Source organism: Streptococcus sp. 2020WUSS084, from assembly GCF_044427445.1.
GTDB classification, from domain to species: domain Bacteria; phylum Bacillota; class Bacilli; order Lactobacillales; family Streptococcaceae; genus Streptococcus; species Streptococcus suis.
Window position 1 is genome coordinate 16,504 of sequence record NZ_JAOTGC010000015.1, and the last position, 19,228, is coordinate 35,731.

The following is a 19,228-nucleotide window of genomic DNA, read 5'->3' on the forward strand; positions in this document are numbered from 1 at the left end:
GGAGGAAAAATGACATATACAGGTTATTTGATTGATTTGGATGGTACGATTTATGAAGGGAAAAAGCGGATTCCTGCTGGTGAACGTTTTATTCATCGCTTGCAAGAACGCCAGATTCCCTATTTATTCGTGACCAACAATACAACCCGCCGTCCTGAGATGGTACAGGCTATGTTGGCTGAAAACTTTAACATTGAGACACCGCTTGAAACAATCTATACAGCCAGTCTGGCGACGGTAGATTATATGAATGATTTGGGCAAGGAAAAGACAGTCTATGTCATTGGAGAAGACGGGCTCAAGTCTGCCATTTTTGAGGCAGGTTATGTCGAAGACACGGAAAATCCAGCCTATGTTGTTGTCGGTTTGGATACTCAGTTAACTTATGAAAAACTAACCATTGCCACCTTGGCTATTCAAAAGGGAGCGACCTTTATCGGTACCAATCCTGATTTGAACATTCCGACTGAAAGAGGTCATTTGCCAGGAGCAGGCTCACTTATTGCACTTTTGAAAGCTGCTACCCGAGTAGAGCCGACCTTTATCGGTAAGCCTGAAGCCATTATCATGGACAAGGCTCTGGAGATTTTAGGCACAGAACGCAGCCAAACGGTTATGGTGGGAGATAACTACCTGACGGATATTCGTGCAGGGATTGACAATGGATTTCCAACTCTTTTAGTCCTGACTGGATTTACCAAGCCAGAAGAAGTAGCAGACTTACCCCTGGCTCCAACCCATGTCCTCAACAGCCTAGATGAATGGAGTTTTGATGAGAACTAAGTTACAGATTATCGGAACGATTTTATTTGTCTTGTCGGCAGCAGTTCTAGGAACCATCTACCTAGCTTGGCTAGTTTATCCGTTTGAGATTTCTTTTTTGGGGTTGGAAAAAGTGGTCTACATGAAAGCGGCAGATATTTCCTATAATTTCAATATCTTGATGAACTATCTGACCAATCCATTTGCAAGTGTTTTAGACATGCCAAATTTTTCATCCTCAGCTGATGGTCTGAAACATTTTGCGGATGTGAAACATTTATTCCATCTAACTCAGGGGATTTTTATCCTCACCCTCCCTGCCTTTGTGCTTTTTGTAAAAAACATTCTGCTAAAAGGTTATGGAGACTTGGTTAAAAAGGTCATTTTCTGGACCATGCTTACGCCAATGATAATCGGTTTATTAGGTGTTCTTGTTGGCTTTGATCAGTTTTTTGTATTGTTTCATACGGTGCTATTTCCAGGAGATTCTACATGGCTATTTGACCCTGCAAAGGATCCTGTCATATATATTTTGCCACAAGAGTTTTTCTTGCATTGCTTTGTATTATTTTTTGTCCTTTACGAATTCTTCTTTGGGACAATACTGGCGTGGATAGGAAAAAAGAATAGGATAGGATAAGAGCGTAAAATTCATATTTTAGAATGAGTAAGTGTCTAGAGTTTTGAGAATTTGAAATAATACCTAATTTACAAGAGTAAACAGAGAAATCTGTTTGCTCTTTTTTAGTATCAAAATTTTGAATGTAAGGAGTATAAAAGTTGACAAGTGTATCTAATACTCAATAAAAATCAAAAATAGCAAGTCTAAGCTACTTATAACATGTGAAACCTTAATTTATAAGTTTGAGTTGAGGATTGTGGATTTCAAGTAGCTGTTTTCTTCTAAAAAAATAACAAAATCGAAACGCTCCATATCCACTTGGAGTGGTAGGTGGCTATTTTTGATTTTAAATGAGTATAAACACGATGCTATAAAATATCTGAAAAGAAAAGCTTCTCCTGGTTGGAATTCGTGTTCGGATAGTCTAACTATTTCTTTGGATGAAGTTAAGTATTTGATTGATAAAATTTATTCACAGAATGAAATTGACAATAGAGGAGATAGTCATGAAACAATCTGATATAGATAGCATGATTGAAGATTGGGTAGAGAATGGTCTTCCTAAAGAACTTCAACAACTTATTCCAAAAGATAGTCAATGTGTCACCTGTGGTTGTACCTGGGATAATCCCTGCTATGCAGTGCATGATGGCTCGTGTTGGTGGATTGATGATGAAGAGACTCTGTGTAGCCACTGTCATTACCAAATTCTTCATCATCCACCTTACGATAAATTAGGGCGTAGGCTCATGGAAGATGGTCATTTTTGGTATAAACCGTCCAGTATCTTATGGATAGTTACCAAGGACAATGTAGTACATACACTAAGTCCACAAAATAGATTTGGAACTTTTCCATATAGCAAAGTGGATGTAAATCATAACTGGGGAAATGTTGTTCAACTTACCCAAGAAGAAGCGATGTGGTTGACATTAGAAATGCGACCTGAACTGACAGATTTTATTTAGGAGATAGAAAATGATGACACTACAAGAACAGAGGATTAGACAGATCCTTGTCAAAGATACGATGAAGCGTATGGGGCTATCCAAGAAGAAAGCTCAAAAAGTTATTGCAGAGCTTGAAATGCATGGTTTGCTCAAGTTTACTCCCGACGGGAAATTGGCATTTAGAGAATTAGGAGCATAGGCATGAGAAGAATATCTGTTGAGCAGGTACAGACTAGCGAGCGTTTCTATCGCATCCCAAAGGTGTTGGTAGAGTCAGTCTATTATCGCCAAATGAGTACCGAGTCAAAATTCACCTACGCTATCCTAAAGGATCGTTTTGAATTGTCTCTGAAGAATAACTGGGTAGATGAAAATGGTGATGTCTATCTCATCTTCACTGTTGAGGAGCTGCAATCTATTCTTGGTTATGGGAAAAACAAAGTTATCAAAATTAAGAAAGAGCTAGCAGAATACGGTCTGCTTGAGGAAGTTCGGCAAGGCTTGAACAAGCCAAACCTACTGTATTTGGGTAATGTAACTAGCGACCTTGAAAATGTAAATTCGGATTTTCCACAGGCTAAACCCTTGCCAGAAGCGGAAGTTCCAAAATCAAACTTCCAGAAGTTTCAAAATCAACCCTCCAGAAGTTCGAAAAATAAACTTCAAGAAGTTTCGGGACCGAACTCTAATGATACTAATCTTAACGATCCTGATATTAGTGATCAGAGTTCTAGGAAGGCTGGGGCTGATGCCACTCCATCCGATACATCTGGTGGGAAATATATCAAACCAGAATACTACTCCTTGCTTCAGGTGATTGCTAACAAGTATAATGACCGCTATCTTTATCCAGAGGGATATGCTCTTACGCATTCCCAAAAGATGCAGATAGGACAGTACCTAGCAAGCGGCTATGTCTTAAGTAATGAGGTGCTGGAGCTGATAGACCAGATTCCTCATGGTTGCCAAAGCCCACTTGCCTATCTCTTGAAGTCACTTGAAAACCTCAAGGAAGAACGCAGGCTAGAAGAGAAGATGAATGCACATAGGCAGGCGCAGGAATATTATGCAGGATAAAAAGAATGATACCAAGAAAGAATTTATTATTCGTATTTCCTGGTATGATAGTTGACGAAATTTTAAGTTTAAGGAACATATATTTCCCGCTTTGCCGATTGCTGAAACATTTAAGAGACGATATAAACTAAAAACAGGCGAGCGAATAGAGTTATATAGCCGCTTGATAGATACGGTCTCTACTTAACATTCTGACCGCAATGTCGTTAAACTACTGACCTTTGACAATTTAATATCAACCACCGTCCTGATTAGCGGACCTAGGCATAAAAAGAAGAATAGGGGCGGTGTCGTAACTAGAAAATATATCTAGTGCTGGTCCATAACGAAAAAGCATAGCGAAAGCTATAAGCTGAAGGAGTTTGCGATTACTAGACTATAAATCGTGTTTAGAAAAAACCGATAAGATGATACGTCATCTTACAGCACGGCGTAAACCGCCTTTGATTCATCAGGAGGTAAATATGAGTCAAATAAAACCTTTAGAAAACGAGGTCACTCTTAGTGATCTAAACAGACTAGGCTATCTAGGTGGAGCAACTGCTCGCTTAGAAGACGGACGGACAATTCAACTACATCACCGCTATGGCACCATACGCCAACAAGGCTATGTCGCAGGTGAATTAAGAGATGTGGATGTGATTGTTGAGTACAGTAAAATTTACTCACAAATTCGCACGATTAAGCAAAATAACATTTTGATTGCTAGGCGTGGGAAAGTCACTGGCAGAACAGCATTATTGCTGACGGGTAGGGGTTACCGACGTCCAGTAAATTCAAAATAAATATTGAGCAAAATCAAGAAAGTGAGAAGGAAAATATGAATAAGATTGTAAAAACAATGGGGCTTGGTGCAGCTGTTATCGCAGCTACAGGGGTAACTCAAACGCATGTCCAAGCAGAAGAAGTGAGTACAAGTAACTCAGCAACTTCAACTGCCTCAACGGCTACTACAGTTGTAACTTCAACTGATGTGGAACAAGCTACTCAACTTGCGGCTAAGACTGAAGCAGAGCTATCTGTAGCTGAGCAGGCACTTTCAGAGGCTCAAGAGAATGTTAGGCTAGCAGACCAAGCTGTCTCCGAGGCTGAGCAGAATGTATCAGATGCCGAGAAACTTGTGGCTCAAGCTACCCCATCTGCTCTTTCTCAAGCTGAAAGTAGTATCGTAGAAGCTCGTCAAGATATTGAAACTGCCTCAACGGTTGTTTCGATATCAGAAACTCATACTTCAACAGCTACTGAAGCAGTTGAAAACCAGAAGGCAATCGTAGCGCAAGCAGACCAAGCGGTGAATGCTGCTGAAGCAGAGGTCACAGTAGCCCAAAATGGAGTTGATCTGGCTCAAGCGACTTTGGATGGTACCAATGCTCATCAGATAGTAGCTGAAGCAGACCAAGCTGAGAAAGAATTGTTAGCTGCTGAAGAAGCTCAATCAGTTGCTGAAGAGAACTTGAAGACTGCCCTACTTGCAGACCAAGCCCGAGAAGCTACAATTAATCAAGCCAGTCTGGAGGTGGCTCAGAAACAAGATATCGTTTCAGAGGCACAAGCAACCCTAGACAGTGCAAATGAAGCGATAGCCGTACTGGCTGCTACAAAAAATCTCGCAGACCAGGCTCTCATTAAGGCTGAAAATGATTATCAGGCAATCAACACGATAACACTGACGCCCGAGTACATCGCTAATCTTAAGGCCTATGCTGATGGAGGTTATGTTTCAGATTCTGCCAAGGCAGCTGAAGCAAATCTGAAAGCTATGAATGAGCAACTCTTAGCTTTGAATCGTTTTAAGGCTAATGGGAATGATTCTACCGTACAGTTAGATACGAGCAATCTATCTCAGGAAGTTCGACAAGAATTGACACTCTTCGCAGTGGATTTACTTAATCAAATTCGTCGCCAGATGGGGACAGAAGTAGCGGTAGCTAATCTATCTGCTATTGATTTTGCGAATGCGATTGCGAATAACTATGAAGCAGATAACTACGATATGACTTCAAGTCTTATCAATCCACACGATATCGAAGCTATTAAGAAAGCGGCAGTAGCTAGTGGGTTATCTACAACTACAACAAGCTACGAAAACATTCATACCTACGGAACAGAATATACACCGCACAACTACTTGACAATCTCTGAGCTAAAAGAGAAAGTCTATGATGCCTTTATCAATTTCTTGTTTAACGGTCAGGAGTATTTCCATGCCATGTCTGTGACCGCAATACCAGGCTTTAATACACCTCAAAAGTATATTGGGCTTGCCATTTCCAACCGCTCAGATGCCTTTTCTGTGCATCTGATTGGGGTTGCTGATCGCTTTATTACTGATACAAGCAAGTTTAATACTGGTGCAACGATTGCCCCAGCTACAACGCCCCAAGATATCATAACAGCCTATCAAACTGCACTGAAGCAAGCAAACAGTGCTAAGGATGCTTTGTCTACTGCCCAGGTATCGGCTACAGCAGCACAGTCTGAATTATCACAAGCGAACGAGAGTCTCTTGCTGGCTCAGGAAGTTCTCCAGCAGGCTCAAGCAAAACCGCTTCAAGTTCCTACAGCCCAGAAAGCTCTAGCAACTGCGCAGGAAAATTATGCTCTTGCTCAAGAGCGGAATGTCCAGGCACAAACAGCCTTACAAAACCTTAGCGCAGATACTAAAGTGAAACAAGCTGCCCTTGACTCTGCGAAAGAGAAGTTGACAGCCAAACAGTTTATTCTAGAACAATCCAAAGCCTATCTGGCTTCTCAGTTGGCAAAACTAGGCCAGTTAGAAGATAAGCTCGCTGAAGCGAAGCAGTCATTGGTAGATGCAAAGGTCGCACTGGAGCTGGCTCAAGAAAGCCTGGTATCTAGAGAAACTTACTTAAATAATCTGAAAGCTGCTCCTGAGCAGTTGAAAGTAGCTCAGTCTACTCTAAAGCAAGCACAAGACCTTCTTATCCAGAAAGAGTCTGAGCTAGAAGTAGCCTTAGAACATTATCATTCTGCTAAAGTGGCTAACGAACGTGCCCAAGCAGAGAAAGCAAGGCTCGTCCAACTTTACCAGACAGATTTAGCGCTTCAGGAAACAGGTACAGTGCAACCAGAAACTTCCCCAGAAGCTATTCCCCAGCCGACTTCCCTTAGTCTATCAGGATATAGCTACGGAGAAATTCAAGTCAAGCCAGGTCACTATGGTAAGAAGACTGTTTTACCAAAAACCAATAGCCAGTCATCTAGCGCTTTGTTGATGCTAGGACTAACCAGCCTCTTATCGACTATTGGCTTCAAGCGAAAGCATAAATAAACTATGAAAACTCAGAAATTATTCTGGGTTTTTTCTATTTAGAAAGGGTGATGCCTATGTGAAGAAGCCTTATCAATTACTAGATACTATTATTTTCAAAAAGGAGAACAAATGGAACAGAAACAACGATTTTCAATTCGTAAATTCAAAAATGGGGTAGGGAGCGCCTTGCTTCTTAGCCTTTTACTCGCACCTATTGCTTTACAAACAACGGTATTGGCTCAAGATGCAGAGAACCCAACCCAACAACAACTAGGGAATGCAACAAACTACACTACGGCACAGGCAGACCCAAGCGAAGAATTTCTAGCCTCAGAAAAATTAGCCAACACAAGTCAGGGTGAGATCATCAACCAGATTACAAGTACGGAACTGACTGCTGCTATTTCAGAAGCAAAAAATGCTGGTGTGAAAGTAACGGTTGATAAGGGTGTAAACTTTGATAGCTTAGAAGCAGGTCAGGCGGACTATACTAATCAAGTGACGGCTGTAAAAGCCATCATTGATAAGCAAGTAGTGGCTCAGAAGACTTATGAAGAAGCTGAGAAGAAGTACCAGGCTTATCTTGTAGCTGAGGCTCAGTATGAAAAAGACAACACTGCTTACCAAGCCTATTTAACTGCAAAAGCGGAATACGACAAAGCATTTGCTTCTTATCAGGAGGCTTATAAAGTCTATGAGGCTGCACTGGCTGAAAATGTTAAGCTCGTTGCTCAGTATGAAAAAGATAAACAAGCCTACGATAAGGCTTACACTCTATATCAAGAAGCGCTTAAAAAACATACAGATGTCACCGCTGTAAATGCTAAGAAAAAAGCAGACTATGAAGCAGCTCTTACTAAATACAATCAAGATTATGCCAATTATCAAGCAGCACTTGCTACCTACACTGCAGCGAGTACAGAAAATGCTCGCCTAAAAGCTGCTTATGATGCTGCCAAGGCGGAGTACGATAAGAAAAAAGCAGAGTATGATACTGCGAAAGCGGCATATGATAAGCAAGTTGCTGAAGCCAATCGACGAGCGGGAATGAAGGGGTATATTCCCGAACTGTTAAATAAATACCTGATTTTTGAAAATGACTGGACAAAATCAGCGCAAGTTAGTGTTGTTGCAAATACCTATATAGACGAAGTACAGGCTAAAAAAGAACTTAATTTCAATGGGGATATTCCAAAGTTATTGCGTTCTGCGGAGTTATCGAAATTCACAACAAGTACCCCGTCGAAAATGGTGCAACTTAAACCAGGAGAGCAGCTTGTAGCAACCTATACAAATTTGACAGCCTCTTATAATGATAAACTTGTTACAAAGGCAGTATTTACCTTTAAACTCGACTCTGATAACGGCGTTATGAATATGTTGGTACTTGATGACCCTTCAGAAACAATAAATGTAGGTTCTCCGAATCCTCTGAAAAAAGATTCGAAAATTGATACAACGGTGGAATTATTTTTTGAAGATGGAACCAAAGTATTACCTCAAAAAGACAAACCATTTGTATATTCTGTCGCCTCACTTAATTCAAATGGATTAGATCATATTGAGTATGTATCTAATCTGGGTGCAGGGAGTCGGTTTGTGGGAATAAATGGTTCGTATGTATCAAATCATGGAGGAGAAATTTATTCTGCAAGCGATATTGATTATGGTTCTGGAACGGGAGTACATACAGATGATTGGGATTATGCTACAAGTCCAAACGCGTATTATGGAGCGGGCGTAGTAGTGGCAACAGAGGACATTAAGTTCAGTTTTGGTGTTAAAGGGGAATCGTTAACATCACAATGGTTTGCATTCAATACCAATCTAAAAACTTCTATTTTACCTAAACCCCCAATCGCTCCAACAGCCCCAACGCCTCCAAAATACAAAGTCACAGGTAACAATCCAGAAGAGCCTGTGAAACCAACAGAGCCTACATATGAGGATACAACAGCTCCGACTCCACCAGTTGAGCCAACAAAACCGATTATTGTAGAGCCTGTGAAACCGACAGAGCCAACGAAGCCGACAGAAGTTCCAAAACCAGGAACAGTTGATGAAGTCCCTATCCCAACTGTGCCAGCTCAACTTGAGGTGAAGGTACATCCAAATACCTACTCAAGTCATCCAACTATCCAGAAGGAAGTCACGAATGATGCAGGAGAAGACCTCTCCAACGCCCTTGTGCCAAAAGGCTCAACAGTCAAGTTCCCTCTACAGTTGCCAACGTTGACAGCAGGTCGTCCTGAATACAAAGTATTGACGGTTGAAGATAATATCCCTGAAGGCTATGACTTGAATGTTGAGGCTGCAAAAACTGCATTCCCTGAATTCGACGTGACCTACGATGAAAAGACGCGTTTGTTCAAACTTGTGTCCAAGGAAGAGCTTGTCGCAGCAATCAATAAGGACAGAACAAAAGAATTCACATTCGCAAAACAGGCTTTTACAGGTATTGTTACCAATGATGGAACAGTCTATAAGAATACCTTCAAGGTTTCGTTAGACAATAGCTACACAATCTATTCCAACACTGTTAAGGTAACAACTCCAGGGAAACCAAATGACCCTGACAATCCCGACAACAACTTGATCCAACCAACAAAACAAGTAGTGGATGCTGAAGGGAAGGATATTGACGGACAAGCGGTTGGTCTCAAAGATACATTAAACTACCCTCTTTTCTGGGACATGGATCAATACAATACCATTAAAGACGGAGACAGTGCCAAAGATATCTATTTCTATTTTGACCTGTATGATGCTTCAAAAGTCACAGTAGACCTGGAAGCTAGCAAGGAAGTTGTTGATGAAAATTCTCAAGTGTCATCAGATATTGAAGTCACAAACTACGCTAGCTTTGCGGACCTGCCAAAAGAACTTCAGACAGCCTTTGAAAATGCGAATCTGAAAGAAGTTGTAGGGAATAAATCAATCCTGCTTTACTTGCCGAAAGACATGGCTGCCTTTGAAGAAAACTACGTGAAGAAAGGTATTTCGCTCAATCTGAAGTTTGTAGCAACGCCAAAACGTGAAGCAGCAGGCCAGGTGATTGAAAATACCGCAGGTCAGGTGGATTTTGGAAATGGCTATATCACCAATACCGTTACCAACAAGGTACAAGTGACGACGGAATGGGAAGATAAGCCTGGGACAGTCCTCAAGGATAAAGTGACAGGTGATCAGACGGAAGAAGCAGGTAGTTTTGACCATTACAGATTTGTCGAGACTCAGGAAACAGAAACAGGTATCAAGCATATCTTTGAAAAACTCTACACTACCGAATGGGTGGACGAACAAGGCAACGCCTTGAAAGAGAAAGTCGAAGATACTGAGACCAAGGAACACGGGACGATTGAGCGATATGAGTACGTCCGTACTGAAGATACGCCGACAGGTATCAAACATATCTTCAAGCGTATTGTTGAGCAACCAGTACAACCGAAGAAAAACCTTCCGTTGACAGGTGAACAGGCAACTATTGGTCTCGTTGGTCTAGGTGCTGCTCTGTTAGCACTTATCTTGGCTTGGAAATTCAAATTGGTTGAAAAGCTAAAAAAAGTATTTAAGAAATAGTATGGTAAAATAGACAGAGAGCCGCCTGAAAACTCACTATCACTTTCTGAGTTTACTCACACATCAGGTGGTTTTTCTAGTCGAAAAAGCCTATTATTGCTAGTATTATCAGAAGGAAAATGGTATAATATTGATAGGAAAATTGTGAGAAAAAGAGGATTTAGTCATGGAACAACAGCAGTCTCAAACAGTGGAATTTAGCCGGTCTTGGCAACAAGAAGAAACTAGCCAGGAAACACACTATCACTACACAGGTTGGGATTTGGCCAAAGAGTATCTAATGACTTTCTTAGGTTGGATTTGGACCGCAGTGGTCTTCCTGATTGCGACACCTGTATTCCTCGTTATGTGGTGTATCAATTTTATAAGAACCATATTGGGTATGTTTATTTTCTGGATTGTGGGGAAGATGGCATTTTTTTTAATATTTACAGGAATAATCGCATTAGGAGCGAATTTGACATGGTTGAATGGCGAAACTGCTTCTAATTTAATAGAATGGTGTTCTATACATATTCTAGGTTTCCCGCTTCCTGAAAATTCAACAGGCTTTCCTATGTTTCCATACATTGATATTGAAATATGGCTTATCCTTATTCTCTCGCTTATCCTGGCAACCGTTGCCACTATACCACGTTCTTCTCGATACTAAAAGATGTTGTTTAAGCACTGAAATATCTATCAGTGCTTTTAATTTGCCTAACACCAGTAACTAACTTGCTGGTGTTTTTGATTTTATGAAGGAGTTTATTATACATGGAAACAGTAAAAGGTATTGTTACGTTACTTGGAGTCATAGGTCGTGTTGGAGGCCTAATTTGGATTTTAATGTCCTACATTGATTTTTCTTCAGCCAAAAAGAATAATGAAGGCTCTCGTCAAGATGCAGCTGTCTGGGGTATGATTCTAGGTGCCGCTTTGACTGCTACTGCACCAACAATCGCCGCCTCAATCAACGCTGCCCTGGATAGTATCACATTGTAACCAGGGGGAATAAAATGAATTTAACTGATTTGATGAACTCACTCAGTCAGTATTCTCCTCAGACCAATCAGGTTATGGAAGCTATGGCAGGCGCTTTACGCCCCACAGGAATGATTCTGATTGGTATCTTCTTTCTAATCGAACTTATAGAACGAACCAGTGAGCTGAAGTTGGAAGGCGGTACAACGACCCCTCGCCTTTTCGGGGAAATCGCATTTTACTATTTAATTGCCTTCCTTCTTGTATGGCAGTTTAACACTGTGTTGGATGCAACACTCGAACTAGGTACTACCCTTCAAAAGCTTGCGGATAAGGTTGTTCCCGCAAAAGAAGTTGATTTGGCGATAAACCTTGATGGAGTTAAAGGTCATATCATGAAACATCTTATGAATATAGTTGGAGGCTTTACTCACTTTTTATCAGGTATTGTGGTCAATATTATTATGATGTTACGCTACTATCAGATCTATATGGCAGGAGTGCTAGGCCCCATCATTGTAGCCTTCTTTGTCAATCGTAGTTTGAGAAGTATTGCGGTTAATTTCCTCAAGCTCATCGGAGCCTATGCTCTTCAGGGGTTAGTCATTTTAGTCATTGTCCGTCTATACCCTTACATTGTGACAGACAGTATCTTGCAGCTAAATGATATGGGGGCGTGGGATTCATTCGCACATGCTTTCTCATCTATTGCACGTGGGATTATTTTCATCATGTTGGTAGTAGGTAGCGGTCGATATAGTAAGAGTTTAATGGGGGTGTCGTGATGCATAAGATTGGTTCAGAATTTTTGAAGGAATTCAGTGGATATGAAAGCAACTTCTTCTGGAAGTTTACGCTTCGCCAGACAGTCTTGCTTGTCGGAGTATTGATTACTGCCCTTTTAGGAACAGCGATTGTCTATTTTGAGTTGCCTAAATTCTTCATTTACATAGTGGGAGGTATCTTATTACCTCCATCTGTTATTTTTGGGTTGAAGAAAGAGGAGAAACTAATTGATAAAATTCGGTTTTACTTTCTCATAACAGAGAGGGTTTACCAGGTAGAAGATAAGAAATGGAGGGAATACTCGAAAAATGAATTTATTCAGTCGAAAACCATCTCAGAAATTGACAGCTTCTGAGAAAGAAAGAGGGGCAAGGCTACATCGTCAGATGAGTGCAACGACTCAAAATACGATTAACTACACTAGCCTCTATGAAAAAGGACTCATGCACGTCACAGGTGATCGTTATTCAATGACCTACCAGCTGGGCGATGTGTCCTATGTCACAGCACAACATGAGGAACGGTTGGATATAGTTGAAACCTATGCTAACGTTTTTAACACTGTTGGAGCTGATACCACTATTCAGCTCTTGGTCCTCAATCGGAAGATTCAGGATCATGTTCTGGAGAATATTTTATATAAGCCAGAAGGGGACAAGCATGATATTTACCGTCAGGAACTGAATGCGATTTTTAACGAGCGCTTTCAAGCTTCAACGCATAACTTTGAGGCCCTGAAGTACCTGACCATTTGCCAACCAGCCATTGATCGTGAACAGGCCTATATTCAGCTTCAGGACCTAGGGACCACTATTACCAATGAATTTCAAAATATCAATGTCACTTGTCAGGAGTTAGACGGTCTTGAGCGCTTGAAGATTTTTGCGATGCTGCTGCGGAATCAGTCCGTCTTGACTTACAATTACCAGGATATTGTCAATTCTGGTCTGACTTCTAAATCCTTCATCGCTCCCAATCGCATCAAGATTTTTGAAAACTATATGCAGATTGACGAAGAGTTTGCTAAGGTGATGTATATTCGACCAGACCAATACCCTACTTTTATGTCAGACCGTCTCATTCGTAGTCTAACGACTCTAGGGATTGAAATGGCCATTACTGTCCAAGGCAGTCCTTACGAAGACACAGAAGCCCTTCAACGTATTAACAATACCAGTGCAGCTGTGCGTAAGGACAAACTGAAGAGTCAGCGATTGGCAGCCAATCAGGGTGTAGACGGACAACTTCTAACTTCCTTGTCAACCAATGCAACAGAGCAAGCAACGGATCAATGGCGTGAAGAGATTACGGACAATGACCAGAAGGCATTTTCTGGACTGATTGCTGTCTTTTTCAAAGCTGACTCGAAAGAGCAGCTAGACCAATACGAGCATAAGATACAAGCTTCTGTCCGTAAGCTCCAGACAGAATTTTCGGATGTCTATGCTTATCAGGAAGAAGGTCTCAATACCATTTTGCCGATTGGTATTACCTTCTTGGACATTCGGCAACGCTTTAAGCGTGACATGACAACCGCAAATCTTGCGACCCAGGTCCCATTTATGAATGTGGACCTGCATTCCAAAAGCCCCAACGCCCTCTATTACGGGCAAAATAAATTGTCAAAGAATATTATCACGCTTGACCGAAAACGTGACCTCAACACAGGTTCTGGTATGGTTTTAGGATCACCGGGGTCAGGGAAGGGGATGTCTGTCAAAGGAATGGAGGTTATTCCTAGTAGATTAAAGAATCCCAACGAACGTGTCCTAGTTGTTGATCCAGAAGATGAATACTCTGGAATTTGTGAAGAGTTTGACGGACAGGTGATTGATATTTCAATCGGATCTAATACATACATTAACTTGCTTGATTTGCCTGATAAATCTAAACTCAATTCGGAAGACCAGGAAGATTTGATTGGCCATAAGTCCAATCTCTTGATGGGTATTTTTGAGACGATTCTGGGAGAGGTGACTGACGAACAATTTGGCCTCATTGACCGAGTAACCAAAGCAGTATATTCCCAATATGAGAAGCCAACCTTAAAGGAATGGCATCGTATCATGAAAGAACAGCCTGAAGCAGAAGCTGATAACTTAGCATTAAAATTAGAAATTTATGCCATAGGCTCACAAAATATCTTTGCCCACCAAACCAATGTTAATTTGGACAGCAACTTTATCACTTTTAACTTGAAAAAATTGACAGGAAAACTCAAGCCATTTGCCTTATTGGTCCTCCAGGACTACATCTGGAATCAGGTGGTGAATAGCCAAGGCAAATTAACCATACGGCTTTATTGGGATGAAATGCAGCTCCAATTCCGCTACCAAGAACAAGCGATTTTCTTTACAGAATTATGGTCTCGGATTCGGAAGTATGGGGCTATCGCAACAGGTATCACACAGAATCCAGAAACCTTAACAGCGAGCGAAGAAGGTCGAAAATTGCTCTCTAACTCAGAATTCTTTATCTTGTTGAGGATGAAGCAAGAAGATATTAAGGCTCTGAGGAAAATCATCAGATTGACCGACGAGCAAGCGAGGACGCTAGAGAACGCAGATAAAGGAACGGGGTTAATCTATGCGGAAGGAACTGTTGTACCGTTTGAAAACTCAATTCCTAGTCATACGAAACTTTATCAGCTCATTCAAACTGATTCTTATGCTTAGGAGGTAAGTTATGGCAGATTCCTCTAAAAGCAGGTTTGAGCGCTTTGTTCAAGAGCGAGTTGAAATCCGAAGCAGTGCCAGAGAGCGCTTGGCCCAACTGAATGAAGACCACGGGAAAGCCAAGTTTGTTCTAAAGCAGGCCAAAAAAGAAGTGAGAGCTAGCAAGTATGAATTGCGGCAGGAAAAGCGACAGTTTCGCTATCATGTTCGTCAATCGCCAGAACTGCAAGCCATCAACGCTGAACTGCGAGAGGCTACTGCTGTGCTGCAACGGGTGAAGCGAGAGGGTGGCGATGTTACAGAAGCTCTTGCGACCGTCAATGACTTAAAACATCGTAAAAAAGCCCTCTTGTCTACTGGTAAAGAGGGTGTTAAGCAAGCACGGAAGGCAGTGAAACAAGCGAAATGGACGAAGAAGCAGGCAATCAAGCAAAATGGAGGAACAACAACCAGCAAGGTATTGAGATCCGGACGATTCAAAGCAAGCTATGCCATGAGCCGACAAGCCTCTGAAACCTTTCAGGAAGATGATGACCTGGGTGAGATTTCTACTGCAAGCTACCGATTCCAACAGGCAGATTTTAATATCCAACGTGGAAAACGCTCTGCTCATTATGCTAAGGAGATTTCTAAGTTTGTCATCAGAAGAACTTACAATATTGGAAATCGGACCTACAACTTTGCCAAGGGGAACGGTTTTATCAAAACACCTAAAGACCTCTCCTGGCATGGCAGACTAGGTGCTCGGTATCGCAAATGGAAACACAAGGTCAATCAAAATCGGCTTGTTCAGACCGCCAGAGGGGCAAAAAATGTAGGAAAATGGACTTACAAGTACCTAAGGGCTATTGTTCGTAACCCATTTTCATGGAAGGCCTATATTTTGGCCTTTCTCTTGTTCCTGTTTTTAGCCCTCCTGGGCTTTGGTAGCGGGGTTAATATTCAGGATGAATACGACTTGAATCAGACCTGGCTCCATCTGACTAAGCTTGATAGAGAGCGGTCGAATGAAAAGGTGGATTATTGGACCAACTGGGAAGATAGTCTGCTCTATCTGAATCATACTTATGATAAGTGGAGATTTCAAGCTGATTTGGCTCTTCCAGATCAGGATATTGGGGTTACCTATCTATCTCACTTTTGGAATGCACACAACCAGGACCGAAACAATCTGAAGTCCATACAGGCACTCTATACTGATAAAAAGTCGCTTTATTATCTCCCGAAAGAGGAGCAAGAAGAATACCAGGAATTGCTTGAGTCTAGCTCAGAAATTGGGAAGTTTCCGAGCCTTCAGGAATTGGAAAATCCATTCTATCCAGTAGCTGACGCAGCAACCAATGTGCCGCTGAAAATCAGCAGCCGTTTTGGCTATAGTACCAGGGATGAAATTTCTGAAAAAATAACTTTACAAATCCCAGGCAACCACGATGTATACGCTGTTATGGCTGGCACTGTTCGGTTGGAAGGAAATCAGTTCATCATCGAGACGGAAGACAGCCGTTTTACCTACTACGATGTCCAGGGAAAACGATATAAGACAGGTGATATGGTAAAGGCTGAGGAGTTAATTGGGAAGACCAAATCTGAAGGAAATCAGGATGTCGACTATGAGAAATACTTACAATACCAACCTCGCTCAAGTGCACTAGACTTGTTTCCAAAGCCTAAGAAGGAGTGGGTAGCAGTCAACCCAGGGTTTTACTTGCCAGCGGTAGAGTATACTCAAGCGACTTCTGTTGTTTCGGATATTGAGTTATCGGGAGAAAAGCAGAGTCGAGCAAGGGCGCTGATTAACGAGATTAAGAAGCGAGAGCCAAAGGCGACAGAAAACGGACTTGCATCGATACTTGGTGCCTGGGATATAGAAAGCTCTATCACTTACAAGCGATATGAGACAGACTATCTAACAGGAAACCAATTCGATAAAGTTGCTCAAAATCCTACTGCAGAAAACCTGGTAGGTTCCTGGCCTACTTTTCAAGCCCTCTATCCAAACCTGCCTCTTTTAGAATCAGGCTATCTTGTGAATGGCCTACACTACATCGGTATCGGTATTGGCCAGTGGACTGGCGGAAGGTCCTTAGCTTTGTATGAGTATGCTAAGGCTCAAAATCTCGACATTTGGTCTGCCGAAGCTCAGATAGGCTTCTTGTTGGACGGAGATAGCCCGTATTATCGGACAATCTTTCGACAAATTGTCACGAGTAACGATAAGGTCGAAACATTGACTGAGCGCTTCCTTGTCGCCTGGTTGGGCGTTCCTGGAAACAAGTTACTGGAACGACAAAACGCTGCCAAGCAATGGTTGACTTTCATAAAATCAGGGAGCGGTTCAACAGGGGCCTCTAGCGCAACAGTTCCAGCAGAATATAAAGATAAGCTTCCTTATGGGCTTCCTAGCGACCAAGCGGTACTAAAAGGACAGGGATATCCTGGAAATGCTTATGCTCTGGGAAATTGTACCTGGTATGTTTACAACCGTTTCGCACAAATTGGTGTTTCTATCTATCCGTATCTGGGCGATGCAGCTAACTGGGTCTATACAGCTCCAGGACAAGGCTATACGGTGTCAAGTAAACCACAAGTAGGAACAGCGGTAGTCTTTGCCCCAGGCGTAGCTGGCTCGCATACCACATACGGACATGTGGCTTTCTGTGAGTATGTCAATGCGGATGGTACCTTCCTGGTATCTGAAATGAATATGAAGGGAGAATACAGTATGACCTGGCGTGTTCTATCGCCTCAACAGGGGATATACTTTATCAATCCTAAATAAGAAAGAAAGGAAAATAATGTTTAATCAACGTTTAATAAAAATGACAAAAATAGGGCTGGCGCTAGTATTGGCTGCTACATTTGTTGCGGTTGGTTATGGTGCCGCCCTGGTGCAACAAAAACTCGGACCTCAAACGGCTACGATTCAAGAAAGCCAAGAGGAGCAAAAAAACAGTCAATATACGCAAGCAAATCTGACAGAAGAACAGGTGAAAGAATTCTTGATTGCCTATTATACCCGAAAGGACTTGGGCGAAAATCAAAGCCGATACAAACCTTTTATGACGGAAGGTCTCTATACTGCAACTGTGTCTGAAGAGGAATTGCCAATCAACCAAGCCTATAAGGGCTATGTGGTAGACCAGGTTTTTGAATCGGCTCAAATCTATCTAAACCAAGAAAAAAATATTGCAATCGTACAAGTGCAGTATTCCAACAAACTCTTGCAAGAGAAAGATAACCGTTCCGGCCAGTCAATCTCCCAACAGGGGACAGCGACATTGCAGCTGAATTATATCCAGGAAAAAGGTAAGTTGTTAGTCAATACTATTGACAATATTGTGCTGTCCGATGGGACAGGAGTTCCAGTGACAACCTATAGTGACACAACTGTTTCAACGAGTTCGGATGCTACTGCATCAACGAGCACCGAAACATCGTCAAGCGATGTCAGTGCGATTAGTGGTGAAGAAAGGAGGAAAAGATGACGAGAAAACTAGAGGCTGCAGAAGCCAGGTATAAAAAAGAAGTACATAGTCGTGATGAGCTGAAGAAGAAAGTGGATGAACTCCAAGAAAGGCTACAACAGGCTGATTACAAGGTAGCCTTAGCCCATAGTGAGCTGCTTATGGCTTTACAGGTTGAAAGCGGCTTGAAGGACTTTGAGGAACTGAAGCAGATCATTATGAAGGCACGCACGTCCGCATGGTCAGTCAGATGGAGGTCAGAATGTATAAGGTAAGAAATTTACTAACCTTTAGAGAGTGGCAGGTAGATACTCGCGATGAATTGCTCTCAGAATTGGAAGTATTAAAAGCTCGGAAACAGGCATTAGACCCTGTTGATGACCTTGAAATCACTCATTATTCTGCAGAGGGCGTAGCTCTTGCTTCGACTGTCCTTAAAGTCCCTTTCAATGGGACGATTGACGAGCAGCTGATGGGTTTCGGCTATGAAAAGTCGAAGGCGGATCCCTTACAATTTTTCAAAGGTCTGTTTGGCTCCAAGAAGAAAGAGTCGGAGAAACCCTCGGAAGTCCTTATTGAAGAAATGGATGAAAAAATCCCTGTTTCATCTGAAGCTGTTGAGGCTACTCCAGATGAAACAAGCACTGCTACTCTGGATCAGATCCTTGAGTCCACTTCCCTCTCTCCTGAAGAAAAGCAGGTTATCGAAGAGGAAGAGGAGCATGAGGATATCACGGACCACGTCGCAGATGAGCACCTTCCTGAGGTAGATAAGGGCTCGCAAGAAGTTGAAAGCCAGGTTATCGAAGAGGAGCAGGATGAAGAAGTACTTCCAACTCAAATTCTACAATCCGAGCCAATATTAAAGGTAACCAGTGTTTCCGACGTCGAAACACTTTCGCCTACCTTCTTACAACAACAGTACGTTGCGCAGCTCCAAGGAGAAGTTGATCGTATGGACGAGTTGATTGACCGCCTTCAGAAACAAAAACAGGGTCACCTTGCCTTATTAGAGCATATTGAGAACTTTAACCCTTATCAAGCACTTGTCGATTAGGACAGGTGCTTTCTTTGTA

Annotated in this window: 17 protein-coding genes; all 17 read left to right on the forward strand. The window is 42.0% G+C overall.

The annotated features are described in order from the left end of the window. Window positions 1–9 precede the first annotated feature (9 nt). The 17 genes from ODU50_RS08355 to ODU50_RS08435 all read left to right on the forward strand — a co-directional run bounded on the left by ODU50_RS08355 (window position 10) and on the right by ODU50_RS08435 (window position 19,209). A complete protein-coding gene (locus tag ODU50_RS08355; protein ID WP_015647053.1) occupies window positions 10–783 on the forward strand; it encodes a TIGR01457 family HAD-type hydrolase in 774 nt (257 codons plus the stop codon). Next, entirely contained in the window at window positions 773–1,402 is a 630-nt protein-coding gene (locus tag ODU50_RS08360; RefSeq protein WP_105153422.1) for a TIGR01906 family membrane protein, read from the forward strand. Before ODU50_RS08355 ends, ODU50_RS08360 begins: the two co-directional genes overlap by 11 nt. A gap of 488 nt (window positions 1,403–1,890) precedes the next feature. After that, window positions 1,891–2,352: a hypothetical protein gene (locus ODU50_RS08365; protein ID WP_105095658.1), complete on the forward strand. Its 462-nt coding sequence runs from the start codon at window positions 1,891–1,893 to the stop codon at window positions 2,350–2,352. Between the two features lie 10 nt (window positions 2,353–2,362). Beyond that, a complete protein-coding gene (locus ODU50_RS08370; RefSeq protein ID WP_153309119.1) occupies window positions 2,363–2,533 on the forward strand; it encodes a hypothetical protein in 171 nt (56 codons plus the stop codon). Window positions 2,534–2,535: 2 nt separating this feature from the next. Further along, complete coding sequence (locus tag ODU50_RS08375; protein WP_029681471.1) at window positions 2,536–3,411, forward strand: replication initiator protein A; 876 nt, start codon at window positions 2,536–2,538, stop codon at window positions 3,409–3,411. 464 nt (window positions 3,412–3,875) lie between these two features. Next, complete coding sequence (locus ODU50_RS08380; RefSeq protein WP_024418074.1) at window positions 3,876–4,196, forward strand: hypothetical protein; 321 nt, start codon at window positions 3,876–3,878, stop codon at window positions 4,194–4,196. A 35-nt stretch (window positions 4,197–4,231) separates the two neighbouring features. After that, the gene (locus tag ODU50_RS08385; RefSeq protein WP_105153442.1) at window positions 4,232–6,703 is read left to right on the forward strand and encodes an SEC10/PgrA surface exclusion domain-containing protein; all 2,472 of its coding nucleotides are present in this window, start codon (window positions 4,232–4,234) and stop codon (window positions 6,701–6,703) included. Window positions 6,704–6,814: 111 nt separating this feature from the next. Then, window positions 6,815–10,264, forward strand: coding sequence for a GbpC/Spa domain-containing protein (locus ODU50_RS08390; RefSeq protein WP_105095660.1), 3,450 nt, complete (start codon window positions 6,815–6,817; stop codon window positions 10,262–10,264). Window positions 10,265–10,430: 166 nt separating this feature from the next. Beyond that, window positions 10,431–10,916, forward strand: coding sequence for a hypothetical protein (locus ODU50_RS08395; RefSeq protein ID WP_024418071.1), 486 nt, complete (start codon window positions 10,431–10,433; stop codon window positions 10,914–10,916). Window positions 10,917–11,020: 104 nt separating this feature from the next. Next, window positions 11,021–11,248, forward strand: a complete 228-nt coding sequence (locus ODU50_RS08400; RefSeq protein WP_024418070.1) for a hypothetical protein — start codon at window positions 11,021–11,023, stop codon at window positions 11,246–11,248. A 14-nt stretch (window positions 11,249–11,262) separates the two neighbouring features. Next, complete coding sequence (locus ODU50_RS08405; RefSeq protein WP_024418069.1) at window positions 11,263–12,012, forward strand: hypothetical protein; 750 nt, start codon at window positions 11,263–11,265, stop codon at window positions 12,010–12,012. After that, on the forward strand, window positions 12,009–12,368 hold the full coding sequence (locus ODU50_RS08410; RefSeq protein WP_153046206.1) for a PrgI family protein: 360 nt from the start codon (window positions 12,009–12,011) through the stop codon (window positions 12,366–12,368). The genes ODU50_RS08405 and ODU50_RS08410 overlap by 4 nt, the downstream gene beginning before the upstream one ends. Continuing rightward, a complete protein-coding gene (locus ODU50_RS08415; protein WP_024418067.1) occupies window positions 12,322–14,688 on the forward strand; it encodes a VirB4-like conjugal transfer ATPase, CD1110 family in 2,367 nt (788 codons plus the stop codon). The genes ODU50_RS08410 and ODU50_RS08415 overlap by 47 nt, the downstream gene beginning before the upstream one ends. Window positions 14,689–14,698: 10 nt before the next feature. Further along, window positions 14,699–17,467 (forward strand): phage tail tip lysozyme, encoded by a 2,769-nt coding sequence (locus ODU50_RS08420; protein ID WP_105153420.1) that lies wholly within the window; start codon window positions 14,699–14,701, stop codon window positions 17,465–17,467. A gap of 16 nt (window positions 17,468–17,483) precedes the next feature. Then, complete coding sequence (locus ODU50_RS08425) at window positions 17,484–18,173, forward strand: hypothetical protein (protein WP_105153419.1); 690 nt, start codon at window positions 17,484–17,486, stop codon at window positions 18,171–18,173. Further along, entirely contained in the window at window positions 18,170–18,427 is a 258-nt protein-coding gene (locus ODU50_RS08430; RefSeq protein WP_398581394.1) for a hypothetical protein, read from the forward strand. Before ODU50_RS08425 ends, ODU50_RS08430 begins: the two co-directional genes overlap by 4 nt. Next, window positions 18,415–19,209 (forward strand): hypothetical protein, encoded by a 795-nt coding sequence (locus tag ODU50_RS08435; RefSeq protein ID WP_024418063.1) that lies wholly within the window; start codon window positions 18,415–18,417, stop codon window positions 19,207–19,209. Before ODU50_RS08430 ends, ODU50_RS08435 begins: the two co-directional genes overlap by 13 nt. Window positions 19,210–19,228: the final 19 nt, after the last annotated feature.